Source organism: Aliivibrio sp. S10_S31 (assembly GCF_014694495.1).
GTDB lineage: Bacteria > Pseudomonadota > Gammaproteobacteria > Enterobacterales > Vibrionaceae > Aliivibrio > Aliivibrio fischeri.
The window spans coordinates 230,319-257,166 of the sequence record NZ_JAAUWR010000001.1 but is presented as its reverse complement, the minus strand read 5'-3'; the positions used below and the strand labels follow the sequence as shown (position 1 = coordinate 257,166).

The window sequence follows — 26,848 nt, the reverse complement described above, 5'->3', positions numbered from 1 at the left end:
ATTTTTATCTTTTAGTTCAATTTGCGACGCATAACACAATATTGCTGTACTGTTGTATATTGATGAGTATTAGATCTTATATAAATAACTAATTAAATAATAAGTATTTTCTATATAAGTTTCTCGATTTTTTTCAAATAGAGACTATAAATATAGTTTAGGAATGGATTCCAATAGCGGTAGGTAACGGTATGACAGAAGAAATAAAAGCACCAAAAGAAGAGAGTGAAAATACCTCACAAGAAAATAACGCACCTAAAAAAAATAAGGTTCGAAAAATTACGAATTATTTGTTAATTACGGTTGCTGCTCTGCTGTTATTTAGCATTATTTCTGACCGAATTATTCCTTTAACCGATAATGCCCGAGTAAAGGGCTATGTCGTTCCTATAAAGCCTGAAGTCTCTGGGCAAGTTTTAGATATTTTAGTTCAACCCAATCAACTAATTAAAGAAGGCGATGTACTTGCTAAATTAAATCCTGTTGATTATGAAATCGCATTAAAGCAAGCAGAGCAAAGTTTAGAAATTGCAGGGCAAAATGTAGGCGCTCAAACTGCGGTGATTGCTTCATCTCAGGCAAGATTAACCAGTGCGAATGTTGAATTGGAAAACACTCGACTTCAATCTAATCGTATTCTTGAAATGGCAGAGCGTGGTGTTGTATCTAAAGCTGATGCAGATAAAGCACGAGCGGCATTAGCTACAGCAAAAGCGAATGTTGTTAATGCTCAAGCTGATCTCGAAAAATCGAAGAAACAATTGGGTGCTGATGGTGCTGAAAACAGTCAGATTAAAGCTGCGTTGTTGGCATTAGAGCAAGCTCAAATTAATTTAGAGAGAACGGAAATTAAAGCGCCTACCGATGGCGGAGTGTCTAATTTTAGTTTATCTGAAGGGTTTTATGCTTCTGCTGGTCAGCCAATTATGACGTTTGTTTCAACGGAAAGTATTTGGATTGAAGCGTATTTTAGAGAAAATAGCTTAGGAAATATTCAACTAGGCGATAAAGTTGAAATCGCATTGGATTTTGCTCCTGGTAAAGTGATTCAAGGTACGGTAAGCAGTGTTGATTGGGGCGTTGATTGGGGTCAAAGCAATCAAGCGGGTAAATTAGCTCAAGCGAATAATCAAACTGGATGGTTACGCCAAACTCAGATGCTACCTATTGCCATTGAGTTTGATCATTCACAAACAACAGGGCAATTGCGTATCGGCGGGCAAGCGGATGTAATTGTGTATAGTGGTGATAACGTTATTTTTAATACGATAGGCAAACTGTGGATCCGCTTTGTGAGCTTGATGTCTTATGTCAGATAACGTCATTGAAGATACTCGAATTCAAACTAAGATACTGAGATACACGGTAGGGGTAGGTCTTGCCGTGTTTCTTGCTGCACTAATAGATTGGCCATTAGCCTTCGTTGCCCCTGTTTTTGTGGCTAAGTTTCTGATTGATAAACCTGAGTTAAATAAAGAAACATTATATGAATTAACCATCGCTATGGTCGTTACCATGGTGCTTGGTCTGTTGCTATCAAATGGGATAACTCAATACCCAATTCCAATGCTTATTTTGGTCGGGATTATGATGTTGTGGGGATACTATTTATTTACGGATCCTAAATGGAATTTGTTTGCAACCATATTGATTATTGCCATATTAATGCTTCCGTTTATGTCGATATCTAATCCGGGTATGTCGGTTTTTCTTGCGACAGGTTTAGCAAGTTCGGGGGTTGTGGCTGTTATCATTTTTGCTTTAGTTCATATTTATTTTCCTGAGAAAGAATCCTCTTTTTCTGGGTATCAACCTTCACCATTGTTCAAGCAACAACGATGGTATGCAGCATTTAGAGCGATGATTATTTCGTTTCCCGTCGTTTGCTTTTTCTTCATTTTTCAAATATCAGAGGCTCTATTAACTATGATGTTTATCGCCTTGTTATCTTTAATGATTACAGGGGAAAAATCAGTTAAATTGAGCGCATTTTTGATTATCACTAATAGTATTGGTGGTGCTTTGGCTATCGGTGTTTTTTCTGTGTTAAGCCTTGCACCTAATATTTTATTTTATACGCTATTTATTTCATTAATTGCTTTGATAATGGCAACTCAAATCTATACAAAACCAGCAAAAGCTCCAGTTTATGCTACGGCTTTTAGTACTGTACTTGTATTGTTAGGAAGCACATTAATGAGTTCTGGTGATATCGATAGCAATATGTTTATACGTATCTTTCAACTGTTTATGATTGGTATTTATATGATTATCGTTTCTTTCTTTTTAGAAACACGACAATGGGCGTTTTTAAAAATGCAGCCATAGTTTTCATTACGAACAAGGATTGTTTATGAAATTAGAAAATGATTTTTCGAATAAGGCAATAGACGCATTTATTAAAATATCAGCGATCGCTATTTTGGTGTTTTGGTGCTTTTCTATTTTAAAACCATTTATGCTGTTGGTTGTGTGGGGAGGGATCATCGCCACCGCTTTATACCCAATCGTCACTTGGGGGCATAATAAATTTGGAATTTCAAAAGGTAAGGTTAGCGCAGGTTTAGCCTTTATTGGTGTGGTTCTTCTGGTTATTCCTTTAGTTGCACTTTCTACGGGGTTATATACCAGTGGTTCAGAATTAGTGGCAGGCTATCAAAGTGGCACTATATCCATACCTAAACCCAGCATAAACGTTAAAGAGTGGCCATTAATTGGCGATAAGGCGTATGCTTTTGGTATTCATGCCTCTTCAAACTTAGAAAGTGTTTTACTTAAGTATGGGGAAGAGGTGAAAACCATTGTTGGTAAACTGGCGTCGATTGTTGGTTCATTAGGTGGCGGCTTTATTCAGTTTATTATTTCGACCATTATTGCTGGCGCTTTTATGGCAAATGCAGATAAGTGTGAACGTGCTTTTGTATTAGTCGCAAATCGCTTAACGGGTGAACATGGTGAGGCATTAACAACCTTATCTAAAACAACCGTAAGAAGTGTTGTTCAAGGTGTTATTGGGGTCGCTGTGATTCAATCGGTAATGGCGGGCTTAGGTATGGCTTTCGTTGGTGTTCCGGCCATTGGGTTATGGATGCTGCTTGTTATGCTTATTGCTATTATTCAACTCCCACCCATTCTTGCTCTACTTCCCGTCATTCTTTATGTCTTTAGTGTTGATACCACAACAACTGCCGTTCTTTTTCTTATATGGTGTATTGTAGTTAGCGGTAGTGATGCGATATTAAAACCAATGCTACTTAGCCGTGGTTCAGAGACGCCGATGCTGGTTATTTTACTTGGGGCGTTAGGTGGAATGGCAATGTCAGGTATTGTTGGTTTATTTGTCGGTGCAGTAATTCTAAGTTTAACTTATCAATTATTTATGGTTTGGCTAGATAACGAATCGGCAGGGAAATAACAATGAAAAAAGTGTCTGCCGACGATAATTTCTATTTTTTGTTTTTTGCACTACTGGGCTTGCTATTTATGAGTGCTGTTATGCAGCAACTCTTCAGTGGTGGACAGAAAACCGTATTAGCTTTGATCATTATTTGTTTGGCAGTGTCTATTGTTGGTGTCAATCGTAAGCAAGCACTGTATAGAACCTGGTATGGTTTTTTATTAAGTATCGCTTCAATATCTGGAGGATTGTCTTTCTTAGAAGGGTATGATCTGTCTTTGATTACCTTAGGGGCACTCTTATTTTTTTTATTGTCTCATACTTATACCGCTTTAAAGCAGGTAATGTTGCCTGATAATGTCAGCCGTAATCAAATTGTGGGTTCCATTTGTGTTTATTTATTATTAGGCGTTTCTTGGGCAATTATTTATCTCATTCAAATAGAGCTTTTTCCTGATTCATTTAATGGAATAGAGCCTAAACCTTGGATGGATAATCTGTTTGATGCAATATATTTCAGTTTTATCACATTAACCACTGTGGGTTATGGTGATATTTCACCAATATTGTCTATTCCAAGATTCTTTGTTTTTATTGAATCAATCTTAGGTGGGTTCTATTTGGCGATAATGGTTGCAAGCTTAGTGAGTAGTCACTTAAGTCAATCTCGTTAAAGTTAATGATAAAGCCCCGTATTAATTTATATAGGTTACGGGGCTTAGTTATTAATTAAACACTTTCTTCTTTAAGTGTTTTTAATTGAGATATTGTGGTCTGTGATACAAGTTCATCATCAATATAGTAATTAACTTTTTCACCATCACGAACGCCTGTCAGAATGCCGGTATCGCCATTGTTATATACGATATCCATTTGAATGGTATTTTCATCAATGGCTTTCATTTCACCTGTTTTAATCTTTCTATTATTCGTAATTGGTGCGATAGGCGCATTTCTTAATGATGGGTCTAATTCGTCATTTACTTTAAACTGTGTGTCTACTTTTGAATCAAAAATATGTGAATTACCGTTTAAAGGGTTTGTTCCTGTCCAGAATTCTAATGAGTTAAATAGAGTGTAATCAACAGCACTGGTAATGCCATACACTGGAGCAAGAAGTAAGTTAACACCAGCTCTCGCATATCGATTATCTACAACCTCTACATTAAATTTCATTACTTTTCCGGTAACAGCATTACTCCCAATACAGCCTGTTAATGTTGATGCAAGAAGGATAATGCCAGCTGTTTTTACAAAGATACGTTTCATTTTAAAATTCCAATTGTTAATAAGTAAATTTACTTGTGAGTTTAATGTTTTATTTCATAACGTAGTTATAAGTAGATTTGGCAGTCCAAGCTAAAAGACGAAATGCAAATAGACTTAACTTAATCGTAAATTTTGTTATTGAAATAATGAGTTCTTTAGAGACTTTTAAAATTTGAAATATATCGGTGTGTTTAAAGTCGCTTAATATCATGGTTTAGTTCCAAAAATAAATGGCATCCAATTCCGAGTGAGTGTTATTTGATGAAGTGAATGATACGTTGAAATAAAAATGATATTTACCACTTTGCGCCATGGCAGGTATTTAATCGATAAGCCGATTATTTATAAGAGGTAGGGTATTGCGGATATAAAAATGGCGACCATATTGGTCGCCATTTTTGTAATTTTATTTTTGGACTTTATTTATTCGTCGCGACTTGCTTCTGCTTCTGCAAGTTCATAACCACGCATGGTTAATCCTGATAGCATCATAGGTACAGCATTGTAAATTTCAGTGAATTCGCCTAAACCTTCGATACCTTGTTCTTCTAATGCAGATAGCGCCGTCTCTGGGTCAAAAAGCATGCTAATAGAAAGTAATACACCACCAAGTAAGGCGTTGTTTTCACTTTCTTCTGGCATTAAGGTTTCCCAATCATCACGAGTTAGTTGCCAGCCTTGTAATAGACCTTCTGAAAATTGACGAGTTTCAGAAGTAACGATTTCTTCATCATCTAATTTACACTCTTCAGGCCATTGCCATGTGCCAGATAAAAACGCTTCACGATAATCATTCCATAAGTTAACAACGATGTTCGCATAAGCTTCTAGATCTTCTGCATTAGTAAATGGAGAAGTTTCTTCACCACCCCATAAAAAAGCTAACCATTCATTTGGATTAATCAGATTAGGGGCTGCTGCCATAGCGGCAATAAAACCTTGAGTTTGCGCTTCAGTAAGCAGTTTATTTTCTAATTCAGGGTTTGAAAGAATTGTCGTAAGTGATAAAGACATAGTGTTCTCATTCCATTCAATTTTTTACTATTGTACCAAGAAGTTTTTGCCTTGTCTGAAATGAAATTATGTAGCAATTTTGTATGTAATTTTATTACCTATACTGCCAAGTAGTTGATCAAACTGATTTTGAACGTAAAAGTAGCTGTAAATTTACTACATAGTTTCAACTTCAGTATCTAATTCTGTATACATTGTGGTCTAATAGCCATAATTGCTAGTCAGGCCTACCTGTCTAGTTCATTCCACTGGATGTATTTCATCATCTAGTCTATTAGTCTGATATTTGTGTGTTGGAGAGAGTAAGTTAATGTCTAAGAAAGGGCCATTTAATATCCGCAATGCTGCGGCTGATACATTTGCAATGGTGGTTTTTTGTTTTATTACGGGCATGTTTATTGAAATATTAATTTCAGGAATGACATTTGAGCAGTCGTTGGCTTCTCGAACTCTTTCCATACCAGTTAACATCGCAATCGCATGGCCTTATGGGGTTTTTCGTGATTTTATGCTTCGTCAAGGTGCTCGTATATCACCGAGTAAATTCATGAAGAATATTGCAGACTTAGTTGCGTATGTGACATTCCAGTCGCCAGCTTACGCCATGATTTTATTAGTCGTGGGGGCAACACCAGAGCAAATCATTACTGCGGTTTCAAGTAACGTTGTTGTCTCATGTGTAATGGGTGTGTTTTATGGTTACTTTTTAGATGCTTGCCGTAAAGCATTTAAAGTTCCTGGTTACTACACACCACAAGCGTAAGTATAAACTTTTATATTATAGATAGAGCCAGCATATAATTATGCTGGCTTTTTTGTTTATAACACGAGCAAGACGTGTAAAAATGAAGCAACCAATTGAGATTCTGCAAGAAACTCCTTGACCCCTAGAGGCTAAATCATTAAATTAGCGCTCGTTGTTTCAAAAAGAACAACAATTCGGTGAGTTGTCCGAGTGGCTGAAGGAGCACGCCTGGAAAGTGTGTGTACGGCAACGTACCGAGAGTTCGAATCTCTCACTCACCGCCACATTCTAAGCCCTAGCAGAAATGCTGGGGCTTTTTCGTATGTATAGCCTACATATTATTCTTATCCATTTTTCTGCAAAATTATCTGACTATTTATTTGGCTTAATATTAAATCCTCTCTTGATCTGAAAAGTCATTCCTAACGTATAACTTATACAACTTAAACATAGAGGTACATATGTATCAGTTAACCGTTTTTTATGATGGAACTTGTCCATTGTGTGCAAAAGAGATGAGAGCACTCAAACAGCAAGACAAAAACAATGTGATAAAAACCATTGATATTTATAGTGAAGCATTTTCTGAATACCCTAATATTGACCCAAAGGCTGCAAATACGGTTTTACATGCATTAAACCAGAAAGGTGAGCTGATTCTCGGGTTAGATGTAACGTATCTCGCATGGAAACTAGTGGGTAAAGGTTGGCTTTATGCTCCTCTCAGATGGCCGGGAATTAAGGTGTTCGCAGATTGGTGCTATCTACACTTTGCTAAAAATCGTTATCGAGTGTCCTATTGGTTAACGGGAGTGTCTCGTTGTAATAAAACCAGTTGCTCAAAATAGATTGTGATGTGACAGAGCTTTACGAGGAATCATGATGAATATACTCATTGTTGGAGGAAACGGTGGTATAGGTTTTGCGATGATAAAAGAGTGCCTTACTCAGTATTCAGATGCTCACATCCATGCGACTTATCGTCGAACTAAACCACGGTTTCAGCATGAAAGAGTGAGCTGGTATCAAGTCGATGTTAGCCATGATGATGAAGTGAAATTATTCAGTGAATTATTTGATGATATCGATTGGGTTATTAATTGTGTTGGTATGCTACATACATCAGATAAAGGGCCTGAGAAAAATTTAGACGCATTAGATAGTGCTTATTTTCAGCAAATAATATTGGCAAATACATTACCAACGTTATTATTAGCCAAATATTTAACCCCAAAACTTAAAAGTACGAATCACCCTAAATTTGCCGTTATTTCTGCGAGAGTAGGTAGCATTTCAGACAATGAATTGGGGGGATGGTATAGCTATAGAGCATCAAAAGCAGCGTTAAATATGTTCATTAAAACCATGTCAATTGAATGGAGAAGGAGTGTGAAGAATGGTGTGGTATTAGCTCTTCACCCAGGAACTACAGACACTGCATTGTCTAAGCCATTTCAAGCAAATGTCCCGCAAGATAAATTATTTTCACCAGAAAAAGTGGCCTGTGATCTTATTGGGTTGATGGAATCTAGTTTACCTCAAGAGAGTGGTAAGTTTTTGGCTTATAATGGCGAAAGTTTACCTTGGTAATAAATCAGTTACTTTGCAACAGAGCGATATATCACCATGCTTTACTCAGTCTACGTTTACAGTGTTATATCTGTGAGTTCTCATCAACGAAAAGATTATTCTTTATTTAATTTCTATTTACCTATCAAGCTTCTTAATAACAGCGTAGGATTAGACTAACTTTAGCTAAAATCAGGCTTGCACTCCGGTGCTTTAAGATAAAATCATGAAACTAACCGAAAAACCGCTGCTTAATAACGCCTTACTTATTTCTATTTGTACACCACAATTTAAAGGTGAGGAAGCCAAACAATCCTTGGCTGAACTTGCTCGCTTGGTGACAACATTAGGCTTTAAAGTTGTCGGAACGCAATCTCAAAAGCAAACCTCTACGCAAAAGATGAGTGTGCTAGGTGCTGGTAAATTGGCAGAGATCGCACACATCACAGGCAATCAAGGAGAGGGGACGGATGCTGATACCGAAGATTTCTTTGATGAAACTGATTTTGATGATATTCCTTCAGAGAACTTACCATTTGGTTGTGCTGATGTTGTTGTCTTTGATTGTGATTTAAGTCCATCTCAACTGCGTAATGTTGAGAATCAACTTGGTGTTCAGGTATACGATCGCACGGGTATTATCATTGAAATATTCAGTCGTCATGCTCGTACACGTACCGCTCGTCTTCAAGTTGAGATGGCTCGCCTGAATTATGTCGCACCAAGATTGAGAGAATCTTCAATCGGTGACAGTGAACGCCAAATGGGTAAAGGTTCAGGTGAGACAAGTTTAGAGCTGGACCGTCGTAAAGTTCGTGATCAATTAGCTGAATTACGTCGAGAGTTAGACAGTGTTCAAGATGAACTGAAGGGACGACGAGCTCAGCGTTCTGAACTGTTTTGTGTTGCTTTAGTGGGTTATACCAATGCTGGTAAATCTTCAATGATGCGTGCATTAACAGGCAGTGAAGTACTGGTTGAGAATAAGTTGTTTGCAACACTAGATACAACAGTGCGTGCGCTGTATCCAGAAACTCAACCTCGAATTCTTGTTTCAGATACCGTAGGGTTCATAAAAAAATTACCACATGATTTGGTCGCTTCTTTCCACTCAACGTTAGCAGAAGCGCACGATGCTTCATTATTACTGTATGTAGTAGATGCCTCAGATCCAACCTTTAGAACTCAGCTTGATGTTGTACATGAGGTACTTGGTGAAGTGGGTGTTGATGGCATTGATAAGTTATTAGTTTTAAATAAATCTGATCAACTGACTCCTGAGCAGCAACAAGCATTAATGGAAGAGTTTCCTGATGCAATGATGACATCAACTCGTAATCCACTTGATGTAGCTAAATTGCATAAATACATTGTTAACGCTTCAGAGAAAGGGATGATCGAAGAAGAACTCATTGTTCCTTATGATGCAAAAGGCATAATGGGAGAGATCCGCTCAAGCATGAGTGTGGTGAGTGAAGAATATGATTATGATCATACGAAGTTAACAGTGCGTTCTAGTGCAATTGATTTAGCAAGATTAAAAAAGCTGATGTCGAATTTATCAAGCAATAACGACAGTGAGTAATCATAAGCTCAAAGTTGTAATATGCGTTTTATAAAAAATAATAAGGCACTCATTGTTTGAGTCTTGGTTTATATTTATCCAAATGATCATATGAATACAGAAAAAAAATCGTTGGTTTCTCAACAAATCATTGAAGATGCATGTGAATGGGCAATCATGCATGGGGTAGCATTCAGACAAGCAGATAATACGGCAAGACATTGTCCATTTAGTATAGCCCCTATGAGTATCGAGCGTGATGTATATCAACATTTGTTGGGAGTGACTCCGCTGATCACTAAATTAATCCATAACGTTTCTGAAGATCATGATTTTCTCCAATTATCATTAAGTGATATGGCAAAAGCTGATCCGTTCTTTGGTTTATTAATGTCATTACATCAACAACTGCATGGTGACGCTCATAATAAACTTGTTGCTGAGCGTCAGCCGTTATTATTGATGCGAACTGATTTTATGGATGACCGTCAACACGGTGCAAAAGTCATTGAATTTAATGGTATTGCAGCTGGCATGGGGCCTTTTGGCCAACGAGCGGCAGAGCTTCATGCGTTTATGAAACAGCAATGGCCAAATACGTATCACCAATGGATTGAAGATGCATCGACTGTGCCTGCTGAAAATCAAGGTTTAGAACAACTTGCATATGGTATTGCAGCGGCAGCGAAATCGGTAAATGCGCATTTTGGTAATGAAAGCAAACCGACATTCTTGATGGTTGTACAAAAGAATGAAGATAACGTGTATGACCAACATTTGTTGGAAGTTGAACTCCAAAAGCAAGGTGTTCGAACGGTTCGAAGAACGTTTGAACAATTAAGAACTCAGCTATCTAGTGGTGATAATAAACGCTTATTGCTAGAAAACGTTGGTGCTGTTGATGTGGTTTATTTACGTGCAGGCTATCAGTATGAGGATTATTTCTCAGCAGAGCTTAATGAGTCAATTTGTTGCCATACGTTGAGCCAAACAAGATTATTTATTGAACAGCATCATGTTGCCGTAAACGCAACCATTAGTCAGCAATTAGCGACCAGCAAATCAATGCAAATGTTGTTAACTATGATGCCAGAAAGTGAATATGCTCGTTGGGGATTGAGTATAGATGAAGCATCATTGGTTAAAAGCGTATTAGCTGATATGAAACCGATTAATGCCGATACTATTCATTGGTTTACTCTTAATGCGAATAAGTCTGAATGGGTATTAAAAAATCAAGGTGAAGGTGGTGGACATTGCGTTTTTGGTGATGATATTACCCAAAAGCTCAATCAATTAGATGCTGCAGAATATGACGCATGGGCGTTAATGCAGCGCTTATATCCTCATGAACGTGATACACCAACGGTAGCGGTTCGAGATGGTGAACAGACTCTTGTAAATGATTTAGTGAGTGAAATAGGGCTGTTTACCGCTTACTACAATGGTAAGCCTGTTACTGAACTGGATGGTTATGCGGGTTATTTAATTCGTAGTAAGCCTGCCAGTGAAAATGAAGGTGGAATTCATAGTGGAAAAGGTATTTTAGACTCTTTGGTTTTAGTGGATTAATTTTTCCTTAATACAAACTGAACCAAACATTAAAATAGTTCGTAAAAAATACGAGTCTCAATTGTGGACTCACACTCAGTTTATGCATTTAAGTACCTTATGGTCATTGAATAAATGAGGTGTTTTTTTAATGGCTGATATTTTTGTTTGGCTCGGTGTTGTGGTGTTTCTCGTTGGCGGTGCTTTACTAGTCTTAGAGGCTTTTAGCCAGAGTATTGTGTGGGGGTTGTTGTGTATTATTTTCAATCCTATAGCGATTGTCTTTTGTAGTATGCATTGGAAAGATGCCAAATACCCATTTGCAATTCAGAGTATAGGGCTATTTATCACATTATTAAGTTTATCGTTACAGTCTAACTATTGATTTTCACTTTATTCATACGGTGACTTTCGGTACATTGAGTTAATCGTTAATAAAGAGAACGGAAACATGTTTGAAGTAAAAAATGTCGCGTATATAAATAAAGAAAAAGAGGAAATCCGTTCTATTCGAGATTCGGTTTTTATTCAAGAGCAAGAGATCGATCCTGAAATTGAATTTGATGGTTTAGACTCAAGTGCTGTTCATGCGCTTGTGTATTGTGATGGAGAAGCGGTTGGAACTGGACGCATTTTAAGTGATGGCCATATTGGACGCATTGCGATTTTAAAAGCGTATCGCTCTAAAGGTTTAGGCTCTAAAATTGTATTATCACTTATAGAAGAAGCGGTAAGCCAAAACTATGAGCGTGTATATTTAGGCTCTCAAAAACACGCGATTCAGTTTTATGAAAAACTGGGATTTCGACCTTATGGCGAAGAGTTTATTGAAGCCGATATTCCACACCTGTCGATGGAAAAAATGATTAAGTAAGATAATTTGCAGTGTAGATAAATTAATATTAAAAAGGCATCGCATAAAAATAAACGGTGCCTTTTGGTATTTGATTGTATTAGTAATCGCTATCACTTGGTTCAATGAAAAATTCGCCATCAATGGTTTCTGCAATTTCCAGAATTTTAACGATTTCACCATTAATTGTGATGTTAGCTAAACGAACAGGATCTTCATCATAAGGATGGAAAGGAGCCATTTGAACTTCAATACGGTATTCTTCACCATCTTTACCTTGAAACCAGCCTTCACCGAATTCAAGTTCAGTTTCATCGCCTTCTTCCTCACAAGTGTGGTAAGCCGAAACTAATTGAGCACCTTCAAAATTTAATGTGGTGTTTTCTTCCCACTCAACAACGTATTGTGCGTCTTCCATTTTAATATCTCATAATTATTTAGGTGCGCATTGTAGCGCGCACCGTAATAAGAATCTAAAGAATTATTCGCCGGCAACCATTGGACGGTGTTGACGAATATTAGCGAAGATCATGTAAATAGCTGTTGCTAATAAGATAGCAAATAAGTAGCTCATAAGGCCTTCGGCAGTATTCATTAATGTGTTTGCCATAACAGGGCCGCATACCGAACCAATGCTGTAACTAAAAAGCATTACTTGGGTTGCTGACACAATGTAAGATTCATCCAGTTGGTCACAGCCAAGAGAGATCGCAATTGGGTAAAGTGCAAACGCAGCCATACCAAGAAGAACTAAAGCGACTGCCAGTACAGCAGCGTGATCACTCAATGCAGTTAAACCAACAGAGAAAACACCTAAAATACAAAATAGAGCCATTAGTAGCGTTTTAGCAAAATGTTTCGATAAATAAGAAACAATCGGTTGTACTGCCATACCACCAAGAACGATAAGAGCCATCAAACTACCGATTTGTGCAGTATTAATGTTGCGATGTTTCAATTCTAATGGCATTAGACCATACACTGCACCCAGTAATAGACCAGACACAACACAGCCCATGATAGAAGCTTTGTTTAGTTTTAGTATTTGTTTGAAGTTCAAAACATTGTGGTGTTGAACTTGAGGTTGTGCACCTTTACCAAATAATAAACAAGCAATGGCCATCATGATTAGGCCGATGATCATGTAATACGGTAATAGACCTTCAATACCAATAAAACCGATACCAAGTTGTCCTAGAGATGAACCACCATAAAGTGCGCCCATGTATAAGCCTAAGCGTTTTGGTCGGCTCTCTGCATCACCAATTAACAGCCAAGACTCAACAACAACAAATACACCTGCAACGGCAATACCAGCAACGAATCTTGCTACCATCCAAAATAATTCATCAGGAATAGCAGGAAGAGCTATAATTGTTGCAGCAAGCAGAGCTAAGAATAAAACGAATGAGTTTTTATGGCCTAAACGAGCCACAAAAGGTTCGATAACACCGGCACCAACAAGTAGACCTGCATAAAAAGCACTGGCTAACCAACTGGCGTATTTCGCCTCAATCCCATATTGACTTAGCATTAGGGGGATTAAGCTCATTAAATACCCTGATGCAATAGCAAATAAAGAGAGAGCAATCACAGGAATAAGTAGACCAGATTGTGATTGAGTTGATGTTGTTTTTTCCACCGCAGTGCCTCAAAAAAAGTAATAGATAGGAAGTAATTTTCCGCGACTATGAGGCTAAAGAGTAACCAAGTAAAACGAGTAATTTTTCTCGTAAAGATAAATTTTGCTAATTGAAATATAATGAATAAATTAGTGAGCAACTTATCTCACTTATGCAACAAATGTGATCTTGATCTTGTTTCTCAAAAGATAGATTATTGCGCAACATTTATTACAAGAAATAACTAAAGAGGTGTGTTTTGAACACTATTTTGCGTCAGATTTTTAATCCTAAACGAATGCTATCTTATTGTTTACTGGCTTTAATTCCTGCTATTGTATTTTATGCATTATCATTGTTTGGCCTTAATAAGGCATTAGGCTTTACTCCAATGGAAGTGTTGAGAGATTTGGCACAACAAACAGAAGTGCATAGTTTCCGTGGATTTCTTTCAAACATTGGCGTGTGGTTTTGGGTAGGTTCAATTTCAATTGCTTTTTTCAGTGCGATTTTTGTTCATAGTGGTAAGAAGCAACGCTTACTTTTTCTAATGGGAACGTTGGCATCAATTTTAGCTGTTGATGATTTTTTCTTAATTCATGATCGATACGTAAATCAATATATTTGTTATTTCTTTTATGCTGTCGTGGCTCTTGCCATTTTAGCGTTACACTATAAAGATATTATTGAAATTGATGGCTTCTCATTTTTACTGGCTGGCGGGTTACTAGCAGGTTCAATTGGTACTGATGTGATTCAAGGTTATTTACCTTTTGGTTATGAAACAACTCAGATCTTTGAAGAGGGCTGTAAGTTTGCTGGTGCGGTATCTTGGTTCTACTTTACTTGTGTTGTTGCATCATTTGGTGTGACGAGAGTGAAACACGACTCTTAATAAGATTAGAGCAGTATTTGTTATGTAAATACTGCTCTTTTTTATTTTGGTTAAGATTGATGATGTCTTTTTTCTAATTTCTGATTCACAAGAAGCGCCAATAAAATTAAAGCACCGCCAATGCTCAACCTTAGAATATCCGCATCTCGATTCCATATTAATAGATTTACTAAGATACCCGCAGGAATAAGTAGATTATTCATTACGGCTAACACACCAACATTCACCAGTGTTGCACCTTTATTCCACATAAAATACCCCATGCCTGATGCTATCACGCCAAGATAAATTAATACTCCCCACTGAACGGATGTTGTTGGCAGCTTTTCGCTATTTCCGAATAATAAATAACAAGTACTGGCAACAATAAATGCGCCTATAAAGAAGAAACCAAAAACTGTTTTTTGTTCAATTTCTTGATCTTTCATTAAACGTTTATAGCAAACTTGTCCTGTCGCAAAACAAAGGTTTGCCCCTTGAACGAGTCCAAACCCTAATAAAAAACCTGCATCAATCCCATTATATCGAATGGCAATCGCTCCTAGTGTTGCGATTACGGCACTGATCATAAAATGCGAATGAAATTTACCTTCAAATGCATCATTTAATAAAGTGATATAAATAGGGGTCATCACAGTAAAAAGCAAAACTTCAGGAACGGTAAGGTATAAGAAGGATTGGTAGTAGAAGACATACATTACCCCTAATTGAATAGCACCAATAGCCATTAATTTAAGCGCTGTATTCAATGAGATATTTTTTGGGCGTAGGAAAGGAAGAAAAACTAAGGTAGCTAAACCAATACGCATTAGCACAGAAAACCAAGCATCAACTTGGCCAGCTAAATATACGCCGATAAGGCTAAATGAAAAAGCCCATAGTAGAGTAATTGAAAGTAAATATGACATATCTCATCTCGTAATAAAAACAATGTACGCATTCTAAATGAGATTTACTATCAGTAAAGGAAAAAGACAAATAAAAAAAGGCTGAAGAGTCAGCCTTTATTATTTTTAGATATGATTCGTGTTATTTCTGGCTGCTACGGAAGAAATCCCAAGCGTTAACCATTTCACCCGTCTTTAATACACATGTGCTGTCATCTAAGTTATATGTGCCTTCTTGTTCAACACAATATGCAGCAGCAGGATTAGGCTTTCCAACAGGTTTAGTCATTGATTGTTTGTGGTTACGGTAGTATTCCCAAGCGTTAACGACATCGCCGTTACCTAATGTACAATTACCTGTTTCTAAATCATAGGTGCCACGCTCAGCACAAAATGTTGCAGCAGGGTTGGTTGCATCTGCTTTTGTTGGTTCTGGAGTTTCAGATGAACTGCATGCAGCTAGTGCTAATAGCATTGAAATCGTAATTACTGTTTTTTTAAGCATTAGAGTGTCCTTTAGATTGTGGTGGTGTTATTGGCAATCTTGAGTCATGCTACCTTGCTGAGCAGGTTGAGTCATTTGATATTGACCTTTAAGGCTGCGATATACACGAGTATTCCAGACTTGACCGTCATCAAGTTCAAAATCAATCGCGTAATTAATGCCATTCACTACCTGAGTTTTTACATCTACTATTTGTTTAAGTTTAGCTGATGTATTCATCATGCTTAAAACGTACTCAACCGCTTCTTTTGCTTCCGGTGTTATGGTAGATGTTGTCCATCCACCTGCCATATTATTATCTATATTACAAATTGGATTGATATTATCTGATGAAACCGCAGGTGTTTTTTCTGATTGCGTTGAACACCCTGCGATAAATAATGCTGAGGTTATTGCAATTATTACTGATTTATTCATGGTGACTCCATGTATGGTAAGAATTTTTCTTAAGTTTAATCTAATCCTTAAGAGACAGAATTCCAAACTAATCGTATTTTTTTTATCATTAATCTCATTTTCAATGCAGTTTTTTATCTCAAGTTAGACGTCTAAAGCATTTATTCATTATTTATCGCCTCAATGAATGAGTGATTATTTTATGGCAGACTTCACATCTTTTTGTGTTTCTGGTTAAAGATGTAAGGAAGGTTCTATTATTTTGTAATAAACATTATTAGCATTGGTCGGTTGTTTCTAAATTGTAAATGGTTATTTATGTTGCATAAGTCTGATAAAAGGCTGTTGACTTTTATTTCGTTAATGCCGATTGCTTTAATTGGTGTCTTTACTTTGGTTTTAAACGCGATTGTAATTCATGAGAATCAAACCAAAGTTGGCTCATTAATAGAATCATTATATTCGGATGCACTTACGCAAGAAAAAGGTCGTGTAAAGCAACAAGTTGATAGTATTTATGAACAAATTATTTATGAAGATAATTTGGCAGAACAAACGCTAAAAAAATCAATTCAACATCGTATAGACGATGCCTACGGTGTTATTCGTTTTATATATCAACAAAATGAAGAAAAAACCAAACCTGAAATAATAAAGTTAATAGCAGATGCTCTGCGTCAAACTCGTTTTAACGATGGTCGAGGTTACTTTTTTATCTATGACATGAATGGTACGAATTTAATGCATCCTATTTTTCCTGAATATGAAGGGAAGAATCTGATTAATTTTACGGATATTCACGGCAAAAGAGTCGTAGAAGATCATGTTAAAATGATGAGAGAAAAAGGAGAAGGTTTCAGTCAGTGGTGGTACCCAAAACCAGATAACAAAGATGAAGCTTTTGAAAAAATAGGCTATGCAAAATACTTTGAACCATTAGATATATATATTGGTACAGGAGAATATGTTGTTGATGTTGAAGAAGATATACAACAAATATTACTTGCATGGATATCTGAGGTTCGATATGGCGATGACGGCTATATATTTGTTTTTGATCATTCAGGCAATATCTTATCTCATCAGGATAAAAGTTTAATAAATACGAATATTTATAATAAAACGGATATTAACCCTCATGAATTTATGAATACGTTAAATTCAAAGTTTGATGATAATAATAGCCGTTTTTCTAAGTATTTAAATCGACTTGATGCATTTAAAAATGGCTCTGATTCTCAGCTAAGCTATATAAAAAAATACGATAAATGGGATTGGGTGATTAGTGGTGGAGTTTATACTGATACAAATAAGCGTCTTTTAGAGAAAAAAGAAAAAATATTAATTCAGCAAAATCAAGAAGAGTTGAAGAAAATACTATTACTAACATTAACCTTGGCGTTGATTCTTACCTTATTATCATTGAGTGTTAGTAAATATGTTGCGATGCGCTTTAATAAATTTCAAGATCGAATTTGTAATGATTTTGAAGTGTTAGAGAAAACAAAAAATAAAATGCAATACATGGCTCTACATGATGGATTAACGCAATTACCAAATAGGGTCATGCTAGAGTCAAGAATTGAAGAAGAAATTGTTAAAGCTCAGCAATCTGGAAAGATGATAGCTCTAATGTTTGTTGATTTGGATGACTTTAAAAAAGTGAATGATCATTATGGCCATGATGTTGGCGATAGATTATTAACGTTAATTAGCTCGAGATTCAGTCACTTTATTGAAAAAAACGAAATGGTCGCACGCTTTGGTGGAGATGAATTTGTTTTTTGTTTTTTTAATTTAGCGTCTCAACAAGATGCTGAGTTATGGGTTGATAAGATTCAATCTGTTTTTGAAGATGCTTTCTCTATAAGCGGTAAAGAAATTACAACTGGATGTAGTATTGGGGTAGCAATGTACCCTAAGGATGCGACTTGTTCTTCAGAGCTTATTTCTAAAGCCGATATTGTGCTTTATAAATCAAAAGATGTTCATAAAGGCGCATCACTTTTCTTTGATAAAAGCATTGATGAACAAGTGAGCTATGAATTTAGTTTAGAAGAGGAGCTAAAAAGTGCATTAGATAAACGTGAGATCACTTTAGTATATCAACCTCAAATTGATACCAAAACTGGTGAGATTTATGGTGTAGAGGTGCTTTCTCGATGGTGCAATAACAAATTAGGTTCTGTTTCTCCCGTTCAATTTATTGCTGTAGCAGAAGAAATAGGGATGATAGATCAGCTTGGCGATTTTGTTTTACAGCAAGCGTGTGAAGATATTCAAGAAGTGATGCCTAATGGTACGAATGCCACTATGCTTTCAGTTAATATTTCACCTAAGCAATTAATTAGAAAGGGATTTATATCTCGTATTATGAAGATTGTTTCGAGAACCGGTATTGATGTGTCACGGATTACCTTCGAAATAACAGAAAATATTCTAATCAGTGATTTAAAAAGTGTATCGCCGATTTTATTGGAACTACAGAAACTTGGCTTTGGTATTTCATTAGATGATTTTGGTACAGGTTATTCATCATTAAGCTATCTTAATATTTTACCGATTACAGAAATTAAGATTGATCGCTCTTTTGTAAGCAGTTTATTTACCAATGATCAAAGTGAATCTTTGATCAAAGCGATTATTGCTATCGGAGCTTCATGTCAAATGACGGTAGTGGCTGAAGGTGTTGAGACTAAAGAGCAATTAGAGAAATTAAAAGAGTACCAATGTGATTTGGTTCAAGGGTATTACTTAGATAAACCACTTTCAATTAGTGAATTAAAAACAAAGTACGCATAAATGGTTTTTGTTTAGAATATTAAAAAAGAAAGAGCAGTGATAATACATCGCTGCTCTTTTTTATTAAGTGTAATTAATCATTAATTATAAGTTACACACTTTAGTCCAACTGCCGTCACTTCCTGGTTCTGCTGCTGTCCACCAATTTGCTTGGTAAATAACGTTATTGTGAACTACTTGATCTCCAGTATTTGCGTGGCTAGGGTTACCTGCCCAATCTTTTTGTGGAAGATCTGGATAAGTAACAAGTCCTGTAGCATCACAGCCCGCATCAGGTGTTCCGCCATTACCACCACCATTGTTACCACCAGAGCTTAAATCCGCTAGAGGTAAATCTGGTTGCTCAAACTTGAAGGCATAATCAACGTTGTTGATATTGACTGTATAGTTTGCTGGGCCAGAAATTGGTAGATAGTACACCATATCCAGTTCATACACGCCGCCTGCTGGCAGTGCTTTCCATGCTGGAAGAGTGAAAGCAACACGGTGCATTGTTCCATCTAAACCACCAATATTGTTTGGACGAGTATGACCAGAAGCGATGACTTGTAAACCGCCACCAGATTGATCTTTCGCATTATCAGGAGCAGATACTGGAATATCGAATTGGAATTCAGTTCCTCCAGGAATATCTTGGCCTGTGTTGTTTGTGAAGGTCACTTTTGGATTAATTGGGTAGTTTTGATCTCCCACTTTAAACCCACCTACGTTTACAGCAATATCAACCGTTTCTGTTGGAATAGCTCCTGTAGCTACGGTGTTGCCATATGGTGTTGCTGATTTAAATTTCTCATAGATCGCTTTAGTCATGGTGTTACCCATATGGTATTCACCATTACCTGTTTGACAAGCCGCTTCAGTTGCATCTACAGAAGTACGATTACCATTTGCATCCAGTATGTAACAGCTGTAATCCCCAGCCAGTTCCCAGAACATGATGCCACCAATTTCTTGGTCAATAACGTAGTCCGCTTTTACGTTGATAGAATCTTTATCTTCTGTTGATAAGAAGACTTTTTTCTCTGCATTCCATAACCATGGTGCGACAGCAACGCTGTCATAGTGGCGAGTATAAGTGCCCACTAATTGATCCGCAGGGTCATTTGCTGGATCTAAACCATAGATATTCGCGTAAGAGCCAAAGATACCTTCTTGTAAGTTTTTAGCATGCCACATAGGGTTAGAACCTGCGCCCATTTCTTGGCCATATGAGTTCTTATCATGCCACATGTTATCGATACCTAGTGCACCGTAACCACAATTGTTTTTCTCACCTTCACCAGTACCTGGCTCACATTGAGCTTGATCTGGAAGCGGAGCTCGACCCCATAAACCATTTTCACCGCCAGTTACGCCTTGCCAGCCACGAGTATAATAAGGGACACCAATATTGATACGGCCTGCCGGCATTGAACCGCGGAAGTAATGGTAAGCCCAATCGGTATTAAGGTAACCAATACCACCGTAAGCTTCAGTACCATAAACATTCCATTGAGCTAATTCAGAATCTTTACCAGTATCATATAGTGCAGCATTGTGACCAACATGGTCGTTCCATGCACCATGTAAGTCGTATGACATGATATTTACGTAATCTAAGTACTTCGTAACATCAAACGTTTCCATACCACGTAATAAATAGCCAGATGATGGAGCTGCGATAGTTAGCATGTAGTGAATATCATCTTGTGCAGATGCAACATCCAGTTTTTCACGTAATGTTTTCATCAGTACTTGATACGATGCCCACAGGTATTGGCGACGAGGTTCCATGAATTCTTTATCATCAGGGTTACCAGCACCAGCCATTGACGTAGGGTATTCATAATCGATGTCTAAACCATCAAATTTGTACTTACGCATCATTTCAACGGCTGATGCTGCAAATTTTTCGATAGCTGCGTGGTTGATGCTGCCATCTGCATTGGTTGTCATGGTATAAAAACCACCATCTGCAACACGATTACCATCAGCACCGAAGTGACCACCAGTTTCAGCCCAGCCACCAATAGAGATTAATGTTTTCACTCCATGTTTTGCTTTAGCTGTTGCTAGTGCGCCAAAGTGGCCTTTAAATCCAAGCGCAGGATCAATTTCAACGCCTGCCCACTCTTTACCAGTTGCAGCATTATTTGGATCGTTAACATCACCGACATTCACTTTTCCATCTGAACCAATGCTTACGAAAGCGTAGTTAATATGGGTTAGCTGCTCCCAAGGGATATCTTTTACTAAGTAACTATTTTGTTCGTCGCCGCCATCACGCCAACTTGTAAAGTAACCGATCACACGACGAGGGTGGTCAGCCCCCATTTTCTCACGGCCTTCTTTATCATAGATAGTACAGTAAGGCACTGTTACGCCTTCTGTTTGATATAAACCATCAGGACGACAGTTATCTGCAACTGGCAATGAACTTGTAACCGTTAAATTAGTGGAAGCTGAATTTGCCGTTGCGCCTAAATTGTCTGTCGCTTTAGCATAGACAGAAAGAGAACCTACAGCCGTTGTAGTGTATTGAAGGGTATAAGGGGCTGTTGCAGCTGTGCCAACAAGAGTGTTATCGATATAAAAATCAACTTTATCTATTGTGCCATCTGAGTCTGTGGCATCTGCTGTTAGTGTAACGACAGAACCAAGTTCAACATTTGTTGCAGATAAGCTTAATGTTGCTGTTGGTGCGATATTGTCAGTCGGAGTATTTGTCACATTAATTGCAACAGAGCTTACTGTACTTTGTGCACCTTTATCATCATAAGATTGCGCACTAATTGTATGGTTGCCTTCAAGAGCAGTCCATGTAGTAGAATATGGAGAGGCTGTTACTGAGCTAATTACGCTCCCATCAACAGAGAAGTCGACGCGGACTATATTGCCATCGTTATCAGCCGCTGATGCTGTTAACGTGACAAGGTCACCTGTAGTGAGTTGTTCCGTTGCACTAGGAGACGTTAGGTCTACCGTTGGCGCTTCATTTGGAACTTCTCCTGAACATGCTCCGAGATCTTGCCATGCACCCCATTCCCCAGCGGTTGCGGGGTCATTATTTTGAGTCCAATATTTGGCTTTATAGGCATTAGTACCTTGTTTTACTTCTTCTCCACCATTGTACACTTTCCCTGCATCCCAAGCTTCAAGTGGTGAGCAATCTACAGCCGCTTGAGCATTAAATGCCATTAAACAAGAAAGGGTTAGGGTAGAGAGAGTAAATTTATAATTATGTTTTTTTCTTAAAATTGAATGTTCCATTTCATATCCTTAAAGGTAATTCAAAAATCATCAATCACTTTTTAATTGATGTGAAATAAGATTAGGATATAAAAAAAATTCTGCTAAGAATGATTTATAAATTACAAAGCGACTCGCAATAAAACCAATGTAAGTAAACAAGGTTACATTTGTTTTTGTATCAAGATTACTCGTTTACTATGCACCTATCTGGTTAACATGGCTTATTGTTAGTAATAACTATTATTTTTCATTTATTTATAAAATTTTATATGTGCATTTAAATCTTTGAATTTAATTATCTTTCTTTGTGTTTTTATGTTTAATCTGATTTAAGATATCCGCTTTAGCTATAATAATTTAGATAATTTTCATTATTTAAATTAATTTCTATTTTATTTAATTAGCCTATTTTTTTGCTTTTTATCTCACTGTATAACATCGCAAAAAACGCGATAACGTTAATCGGTTAAAGGAAGCGTTATTAGTTATTATTATTCATTAATCATGGTTGAGTTTATGAATAAAGTTATTTCTATAAGGTATATAAATGGGTTTACTCCTTCAATATTATCGTAATTCTTTACAGCTGCGCTATCAGCTAATGGTTCCATTTATTGGTACCTTCATAATATTCTTTTGTAGTGCTACATTTTTGCATACAAACCTTATTCGCACAGAAAATAATATTATGTATTCAATGACGAGTAATACAATTTCTGAGGATTTTATTGAGCTTGATAATCTGTTTTCAAGATTGAGAACTGCTGCAATTCGCAGTGAAATGTTCGATCCTGAGAGAGGACAAAAGGAATATAACCAAGTTTATCCTAAGATTTTAGAAGATAAAGATAAAGTGATTACTCGTTTAAGAAATATGGAGAAATTGTCTCGTCAGGACTTGAATGATTTAGAGAGAATTTCACAATCTTTTGATGAATTTCATTCTATTTCAAAAAAGATGATTGATGAAAAGGTAGACGGACATAATATATTTTTAAATGTGTTACCGTGGTTAGCTCCTTACTTAGATAATTTAGATGAGAATCATCATCCATCAAATGCGGACGAATGGCCTATTATACGTAATAAGTTATCAGTACTTTCAGAAGGAATTGGCTATAAATCTTCGGGTGTATTTTATTTGCGTTTACAAGACGATGGAGATGAACTTCACGCGTTGCTAGACCAAATGGAAGAATTGATTGAGCCAATGTATAAGGGACCAGCTCTAAAGAAATTACAGGCTGAATTTCTTGATGTATGGCGTAAGGAACTGACTACATTAGAAAATATTACTGCCCGTTGGGTTGGATATCAAGCGAAGCGTGCTGAAATTAGAGCTGAAGCTAGACAAATAATTGATAATGCAGTTGCAAGCAGCAAAAAACACTTAGAAGACAATTTTAATAATACAATAAAAAATGCCGAAAATAGTATTGTTGTTAATATTGTTGGGTTATTAATTGGCGCAGTGTTAGCATCAATTTTAGTGACGATTTTAACTCGTATCATTATTACCCAACTAAACTCAGTACAAAGTGTTATCCGTGGTTTGGCTGAGCGTAATTTAGTATTTCATACCAATTTAAAAGGTGAGAATGAAGTTTCTCAGCTTGGTGAAAATACAGATATAACCATTAATACGCTAAGAGGAACAATTAAAGATCTTAACTCGCACGGTCAAGAACTGGCATCAGCATCATTACAATTGCGTTCAGTTATGGAATTAAGTGCAGAAAACAGCAGTGTTCAAAATGATCAAGTGAGCATGATTGCAGCAGCAATTACTGAACTATCGGCATCTGCAAATCAAGTTGAAGCATCAGCGAAAGCGGCGGAAACAAGAATGAGTGGTGTACAAGAGTTGTGTCGCTTAGAGATGCGTTCTTCACGTGAAAATGGTGATCGCGCCAGTGCTTTGCAAGAACAGTTAAATGATACGTCTTTAGTTGTTGAGCATCTAAATAAGGAATGTGAGCAAATTGGTAATGTTATTGCGGTGATTCAGAATATTTCTGAGCAAACTAACTTACTTGCACTTAATGCTGCAATTGAAGCTGCTCGAGCAGGTGAAATGGGGCGTGGTTTTGCTGTCGTTGCAGATGAAGTTCGAGTACTAGCAACAAGAACACAAGACTCAACGGAAACCATTCAACGAATTATTGAACAACTGCAAAGTAAATCGACAGATGCACAGCAAAATATGCAACGTTGTTTATCTATGATTGATGAAACTGCAGCGTCAGTATTACAGTCACGAGATCAATTATCGTCGATGAATGAAGCGATGGATGAATTATCACAATCGAATGCTGAAGTAGCGACAGCGGTTTCCGAACAATCACGTACTATGGTTGAAATTAGCGAGAATATTACGACAATTCGAGACATTACTAACCAAAATGTTGCGGGCATTGAAGAAGCAACAGTGACAAGTACGCACCTATCAGAGCTAGCTGAAAAACAACAGCAACAATTGGCTACTTTTAGAGTTGATTAAAGGACTTAAAACATCATAAAACTAAGTGGGTGAGAAATAATTATTTCTTGCCCATTTTTTTTTATTAAGAACAAAAAATGAAATAAGGCTAAAGGAAATCGTAGATAAGTATTGGAATTTGCAAACGCTAGATGGTGATGCTTGCAACATAAGTCTGCATAAGGTCCTTTAAAAATCAAAAGCTTAGTTTTTAATTTGCAACATAAGATCACATAGTTTTACAGTAATAGTCTGCAAAATGTTTTATCTTAAAATATGACTGTAATTTTAGTATGTAATTTTATTTCATGTGCTATTAAGAAAGGTGAGAGAGTAGGATTTCACATGCAGATTAATAAGCTAAAACGTCAACTGGTCAGTTTGTAATTTCACAAGAAATACTGGCAGGAATCGCTTTACTAGAAATTCAGTCAGACTTAGAAATAGTAACGACAACCAAATCACTTAAGTAAGTGGGTGCTATTACGAGGTTAAAATAAAAGCTTCTTTAGGAGCTTTTATTTTGAGGTATCAGTTAGCGTTATAGCATGTTTTTCTGCGCAGGTATGGCTTTGTCTGGCTTATCTTGATTTGCCGAGATGATATTAAGTGTTTTATCTTGCTTTTCATTGTCCTCAGTTTTAATAAGAGCTTCAGTTGTCTTTTGTGTATCAGCAACAATAGAATCCCAAAATGATAAAGGGCTCTTTAAGCTGTACATCCACCAAACAAAAATTAATAGAACTAGTAAAACTAGAGCTGTTGAGACGTAGACTCGTAGCTGTTTCGCTTTAGTTTCAACCAAAGACAAAGAATTACATTTCCTTATACCATTTAATTCGCTATCACCTATGTAATAGGTGTACCTATCAACCATCTCATTCAATTGAGTTCGAGCTAGTTCTGTGTTTGAGACTATTTCTTTTCGTATCCAATGGAGGTTTAGCAGCCCTCCAAAGATGAAGATTGTCGATAAAGCGGCAATTTCAAAATTAAATACATTTTCTACTTTTCCTTTGTCGATACCAGTGAATACGATAATTGTAAAAAAGTAGGATAATGTAAGTATCAGCACATTTCTTGCTGAAGAAATGCTGTCAGAAATCTTATCGCCTATTTTGGCTGTCGTTTCATAAAGAAAATCTGATAGTTTTGAGGTTACTTCTACATATTGTTCAAAATTATCAGCTATATAAACCTTATAGTTAGACTCTAAAATATCAAAAACATAACGCTTAAAAGAGTCTCGTATATGCTGGTGCTGGGCGATAACGTGATTAATAATACTAACGCGTGTAGGGTGTCTTTCATCACAATAACCCCATAAATACATGTCGTATATTACCTGCCCAAAGCTGTGGTAGAACTTAATTTCTTCATTGGCCAAGTTTAAAGTTTTGTCTCCATCAAATACGAAGTTAAGTCGATCTAATGAACACTTTCGGCAAAGGATGGCGAGTGATGCTAAAGTTCTTAGCTTAAGAATGTAGTCAAATAGTAAAGTATCATTAAAGAACTTAGTGTTTAGATCATTCAGGTATTCTACATAGCAACTTTCTATATCAATTACGTTATGCAGAGCACGAGTTTTGTTTGAAAGTATATGGTTGTCACCACAAGTAAATGAAATGTCTGATATGTCAGCGTCAAAGTTTGTATGTCTGATCCTGTCATACCTGTCTTTCCAAGTGGAAAGTATGTATTTAAATTGAAGGGTCATTTTTTTAGACTCAAGATATGTTATAAAATGTTCACTTGAGTAGACTTGCAAGACACGATCTAGATTTATTTTAGTTACCACAAGCTTTATCGATACATTTGTTTTATCGGTTTCATAATCCAAAATATCCGAAGTACATTTTTGAACTTTGTCCAGTGAGCGCTCGTCAAGTTCAAAAGATTCTTCTTCATCTCCAGCATGAAAGATTGTGACGCTATATCTGGCTGAGTGGTTTTGAGCATTTAGCACAGTGTTTGTAAAGTTATTAAAATGAGTAGCCCAATCCTCTACATCTAGAGTTAATGCACAAGAGTAGGTGTTTTCATCTTCAAAAAATTGAGCAGGCATA

Annotated in this window: 23 protein-coding genes, 1 tRNA gene and 1 pseudogene; 16 read left to right on the top strand and 9 right to left on the bottom strand. The window is 36.8% G+C overall.

What is annotated here, in order from left to right; translation table 11 throughout:
- Positions 1-191 precede the first annotated feature (191 nt).
- The 4 genes from HC728_RS01240 to HC728_RS01225 are packed head-to-tail and all read left to right on the top strand — an operon-like array spanning position 192 to position 4,071.
- Positions 192-1,319 (top strand): HlyD family secretion protein, encoded by a 1,128-nt coding sequence (locus tag HC728_RS01240; protein ID WP_065621098.1) that lies wholly within the window; start codon positions 192-194, stop codon positions 1,317-1,319.
- Positions 1,309-2,328 carry a DUF2955 domain-containing protein gene (locus HC728_RS01235; RefSeq protein WP_190395045.1) on the top strand — a complete coding sequence of 340 codons (1,020 nt, stop codon included), beginning with the start codon at positions 1,309-1,311 and terminating at the stop codon, positions 2,326-2,328. Before HC728_RS01240 ends, HC728_RS01235 begins: the two co-directional genes overlap by 11 nt.
- Positions 2,329-2,353: 25 nt before the next feature.
- Positions 2,354-3,415, top strand: a complete 1,062-nt coding sequence (locus HC728_RS01230; RefSeq protein ID WP_005418652.1) for an AI-2E family transporter — start codon at positions 2,354-2,356, stop codon at positions 3,413-3,415.
- 2 nt (positions 3,416-3,417) lie between these two features.
- The gene (locus HC728_RS01225; protein ID WP_065597028.1) at positions 3,418-4,071 is read left to right on the top strand and encodes a potassium channel family protein; all 654 of its coding nucleotides are present in this window, start codon (positions 3,418-3,420) and stop codon (positions 4,069-4,071) included.
- A 55-nt stretch (positions 4,072-4,126) separates the two neighbouring features.
- Here the strand turns inward: HC728_RS01225 and HC728_RS01220 are convergent, their stop codons facing one another.
- Both HC728_RS01220 and HC728_RS01215 read right to left on the bottom strand, forming a co-directional pair.
- Positions 4,127-4,666, bottom strand: coding sequence for a DUF3332 family protein (locus tag HC728_RS01220; protein WP_065597029.1), 540 nt, complete (start codon positions 4,664-4,666; stop codon positions 4,127-4,129).
- Positions 4,667-5,089: 423 nt separating this feature from the next.
- Positions 5,090-5,680 carry a UPF0149 family protein gene (locus HC728_RS01215; protein WP_005418660.1) on the bottom strand — a complete coding sequence of 197 codons (591 nt, stop codon included), beginning with the start codon at positions 5,678-5,680 and terminating at the stop codon, positions 5,090-5,092.
- 310 nt (positions 5,681-5,990) lie between these two features.
- Between HC728_RS01215 and HC728_RS01210 the strand changes: the two genes are divergently transcribed.
- From HC728_RS01210 to HC728_RS01175, 8 genes are all read left to right on the top strand, one after another.
- Positions 5,991-6,443, top strand: coding sequence for an L-alanine exporter AlaE (locus HC728_RS01210; RefSeq protein ID WP_005418661.1), 453 nt, complete (start codon positions 5,991-5,993; stop codon positions 6,441-6,443).
- Between the two features lie 178 nt (positions 6,444-6,621).
- Positions 6,622-6,709 (top strand) — tRNA-Ser (locus HC728_RS01205).
- Between the two features lie 177 nt (positions 6,710-6,886).
- Positions 6,887-7,273 carry a thiol-disulfide oxidoreductase DCC family protein gene (locus tag HC728_RS01200; protein ID WP_065597037.1) on the top strand — a complete coding sequence of 129 codons (387 nt, stop codon included), beginning with the start codon at positions 6,887-6,889 and terminating at the stop codon, positions 7,271-7,273.
- A 34-nt stretch (positions 7,274-7,307) separates the two neighbouring features.
- Positions 7,308-8,015, top strand: coding sequence for an SDR family oxidoreductase (locus HC728_RS01195; protein WP_065597038.1), 708 nt, complete (start codon positions 7,308-7,310; stop codon positions 8,013-8,015).
- Positions 8,016-8,220: 205 nt separating this feature from the next.
- Entirely contained in the window at positions 8,221-9,579 is a 1,359-nt protein-coding gene (hflX, locus tag HC728_RS01190) for a GTPase HflX (protein ID WP_065597039.1), read from the top strand.
- A 90-nt stretch (positions 9,580-9,669) separates the two neighbouring features.
- Positions 9,670-11,130 carry a glutathione synthase gene (locus HC728_RS01185; RefSeq protein WP_190395044.1) on the top strand — a complete coding sequence of 487 codons (1,461 nt, stop codon included), beginning with the start codon at positions 9,670-9,672 and terminating at the stop codon, positions 11,128-11,130.
- A 130-nt stretch (positions 11,131-11,260) separates the two neighbouring features.
- Positions 11,261-11,494 (top strand): hypothetical protein, encoded by a 234-nt coding sequence (locus tag HC728_RS01180; RefSeq protein WP_005418671.1) that lies wholly within the window; start codon positions 11,261-11,263, stop codon positions 11,492-11,494.
- 66 nt (positions 11,495-11,560) lie between these two features.
- Complete coding sequence (locus HC728_RS01175) at positions 11,561-11,983, top strand: GNAT family N-acetyltransferase (RefSeq protein WP_011261614.1); 423 nt, start codon at positions 11,561-11,563, stop codon at positions 11,981-11,983.
- Positions 11,984-12,062: 79 nt separating this feature from the next.
- On the opposite strand, the gene HC728_RS01170 is transcribed toward HC728_RS01175, so the two are convergent.
- Both HC728_RS01170 and HC728_RS01165 read right to left on the bottom strand, forming a co-directional pair.
- A complete protein-coding gene (locus HC728_RS01170; protein ID WP_011261616.1) occupies positions 12,063-12,380 on the bottom strand; it encodes a hypothetical protein in 318 nt (105 codons plus the stop codon).
- A 63-nt stretch (positions 12,381-12,443) separates the two neighbouring features.
- Positions 12,444-13,604, bottom strand: a complete 1,161-nt coding sequence (locus HC728_RS01165; RefSeq protein ID WP_005418677.1) for an MFS transporter — start codon at positions 13,602-13,604, stop codon at positions 12,444-12,446.
- 239 nt (positions 13,605-13,843) lie between these two features.
- On the opposite strand from HC728_RS01165, the gene HC728_RS01160 reads away from it, so the two are divergent.
- Positions 13,844-14,479 carry a hypothetical protein gene (locus HC728_RS01160; RefSeq protein WP_012533059.1) on the top strand — a complete coding sequence of 212 codons (636 nt, stop codon included), beginning with the start codon at positions 13,844-13,846 and terminating at the stop codon, positions 14,477-14,479.
- Between the two features lie 50 nt (positions 14,480-14,529).
- Here the strand turns inward: HC728_RS01160 and HC728_RS01155 are convergent, their stop codons facing one another.
- The 3 genes from HC728_RS01155 to HC728_RS01145 form a co-directional block, all read right to left on the bottom strand.
- On the bottom strand, positions 14,530-15,387 hold the full coding sequence (locus HC728_RS01155; protein WP_012533619.1) for a carboxylate/amino acid/amine transporter: 858 nt from the start codon (positions 15,385-15,387) through the stop codon (positions 14,530-14,532).
- 121 nt (positions 15,388-15,508) lie between these two features.
- A complete protein-coding gene (locus tag HC728_RS01150; RefSeq protein WP_017019134.1) occupies positions 15,509-15,871 on the bottom strand; it encodes a DUF333 domain-containing protein in 363 nt (120 codons plus the stop codon).
- Between the two features lie 27 nt (positions 15,872-15,898).
- Positions 15,899-16,288, bottom strand: coding sequence for a cystatin domain-containing protein (locus tag HC728_RS01145; RefSeq protein ID WP_017019133.1), 390 nt, complete (start codon positions 16,286-16,288; stop codon positions 15,899-15,901).
- A gap of 297 nt (positions 16,289-16,585) precedes the next feature.
- On the opposite strand from HC728_RS01145, the gene HC728_RS01140 reads away from it, so the two are divergent.
- Positions 16,586-19,069 carry a cache domain-containing protein gene (locus HC728_RS01140; RefSeq protein WP_190395043.1) on the top strand — a complete coding sequence of 828 codons (2,484 nt, stop codon included), beginning with the start codon at positions 16,586-16,588 and terminating at the stop codon, positions 19,067-19,069.
- Between the two features lie 84 nt (positions 19,070-19,153).
- On the opposite strand, the gene HC728_RS01135 is transcribed toward HC728_RS01140, so the two are convergent.
- Positions 19,154-22,318, bottom strand: coding sequence for a glycosyl hydrolase family 18 protein (locus tag HC728_RS01135; RefSeq protein WP_017019131.1), 3,165 nt, complete (start codon positions 22,316-22,318; stop codon positions 19,154-19,156).
- Positions 22,319-22,847: 529 nt separating this feature from the next.
- On the opposite strand from HC728_RS01135, the gene HC728_RS01130 reads away from it, so the two are divergent.
- A complete protein-coding gene (locus HC728_RS01130; RefSeq protein WP_017019130.1) occupies positions 22,848-24,800 on the top strand; it encodes a methyl-accepting chemotaxis protein in 1,953 nt (650 codons plus the stop codon).
- Positions 24,801-25,150: 350 nt separating this feature from the next.
- A pseudogene (locus HC728_RS20380) lies at positions 25,151-25,252 on the top strand (regulator); the annotation flags it as partial.
- A 68-nt stretch (positions 25,253-25,320) separates the two neighbouring features.
- On the opposite strand, the gene HC728_RS01125 reads toward HC728_RS20380, so the two are convergent.
- Positions 25,321-26,847 carry a hypothetical protein gene (locus HC728_RS01125; protein ID WP_190395042.1) on the bottom strand — a complete coding sequence of 509 codons (1,527 nt, stop codon included), beginning with the start codon at positions 26,845-26,847 and terminating at the stop codon, positions 25,321-25,323.
- Position 26,848: the final 1 nt, after the last annotated feature.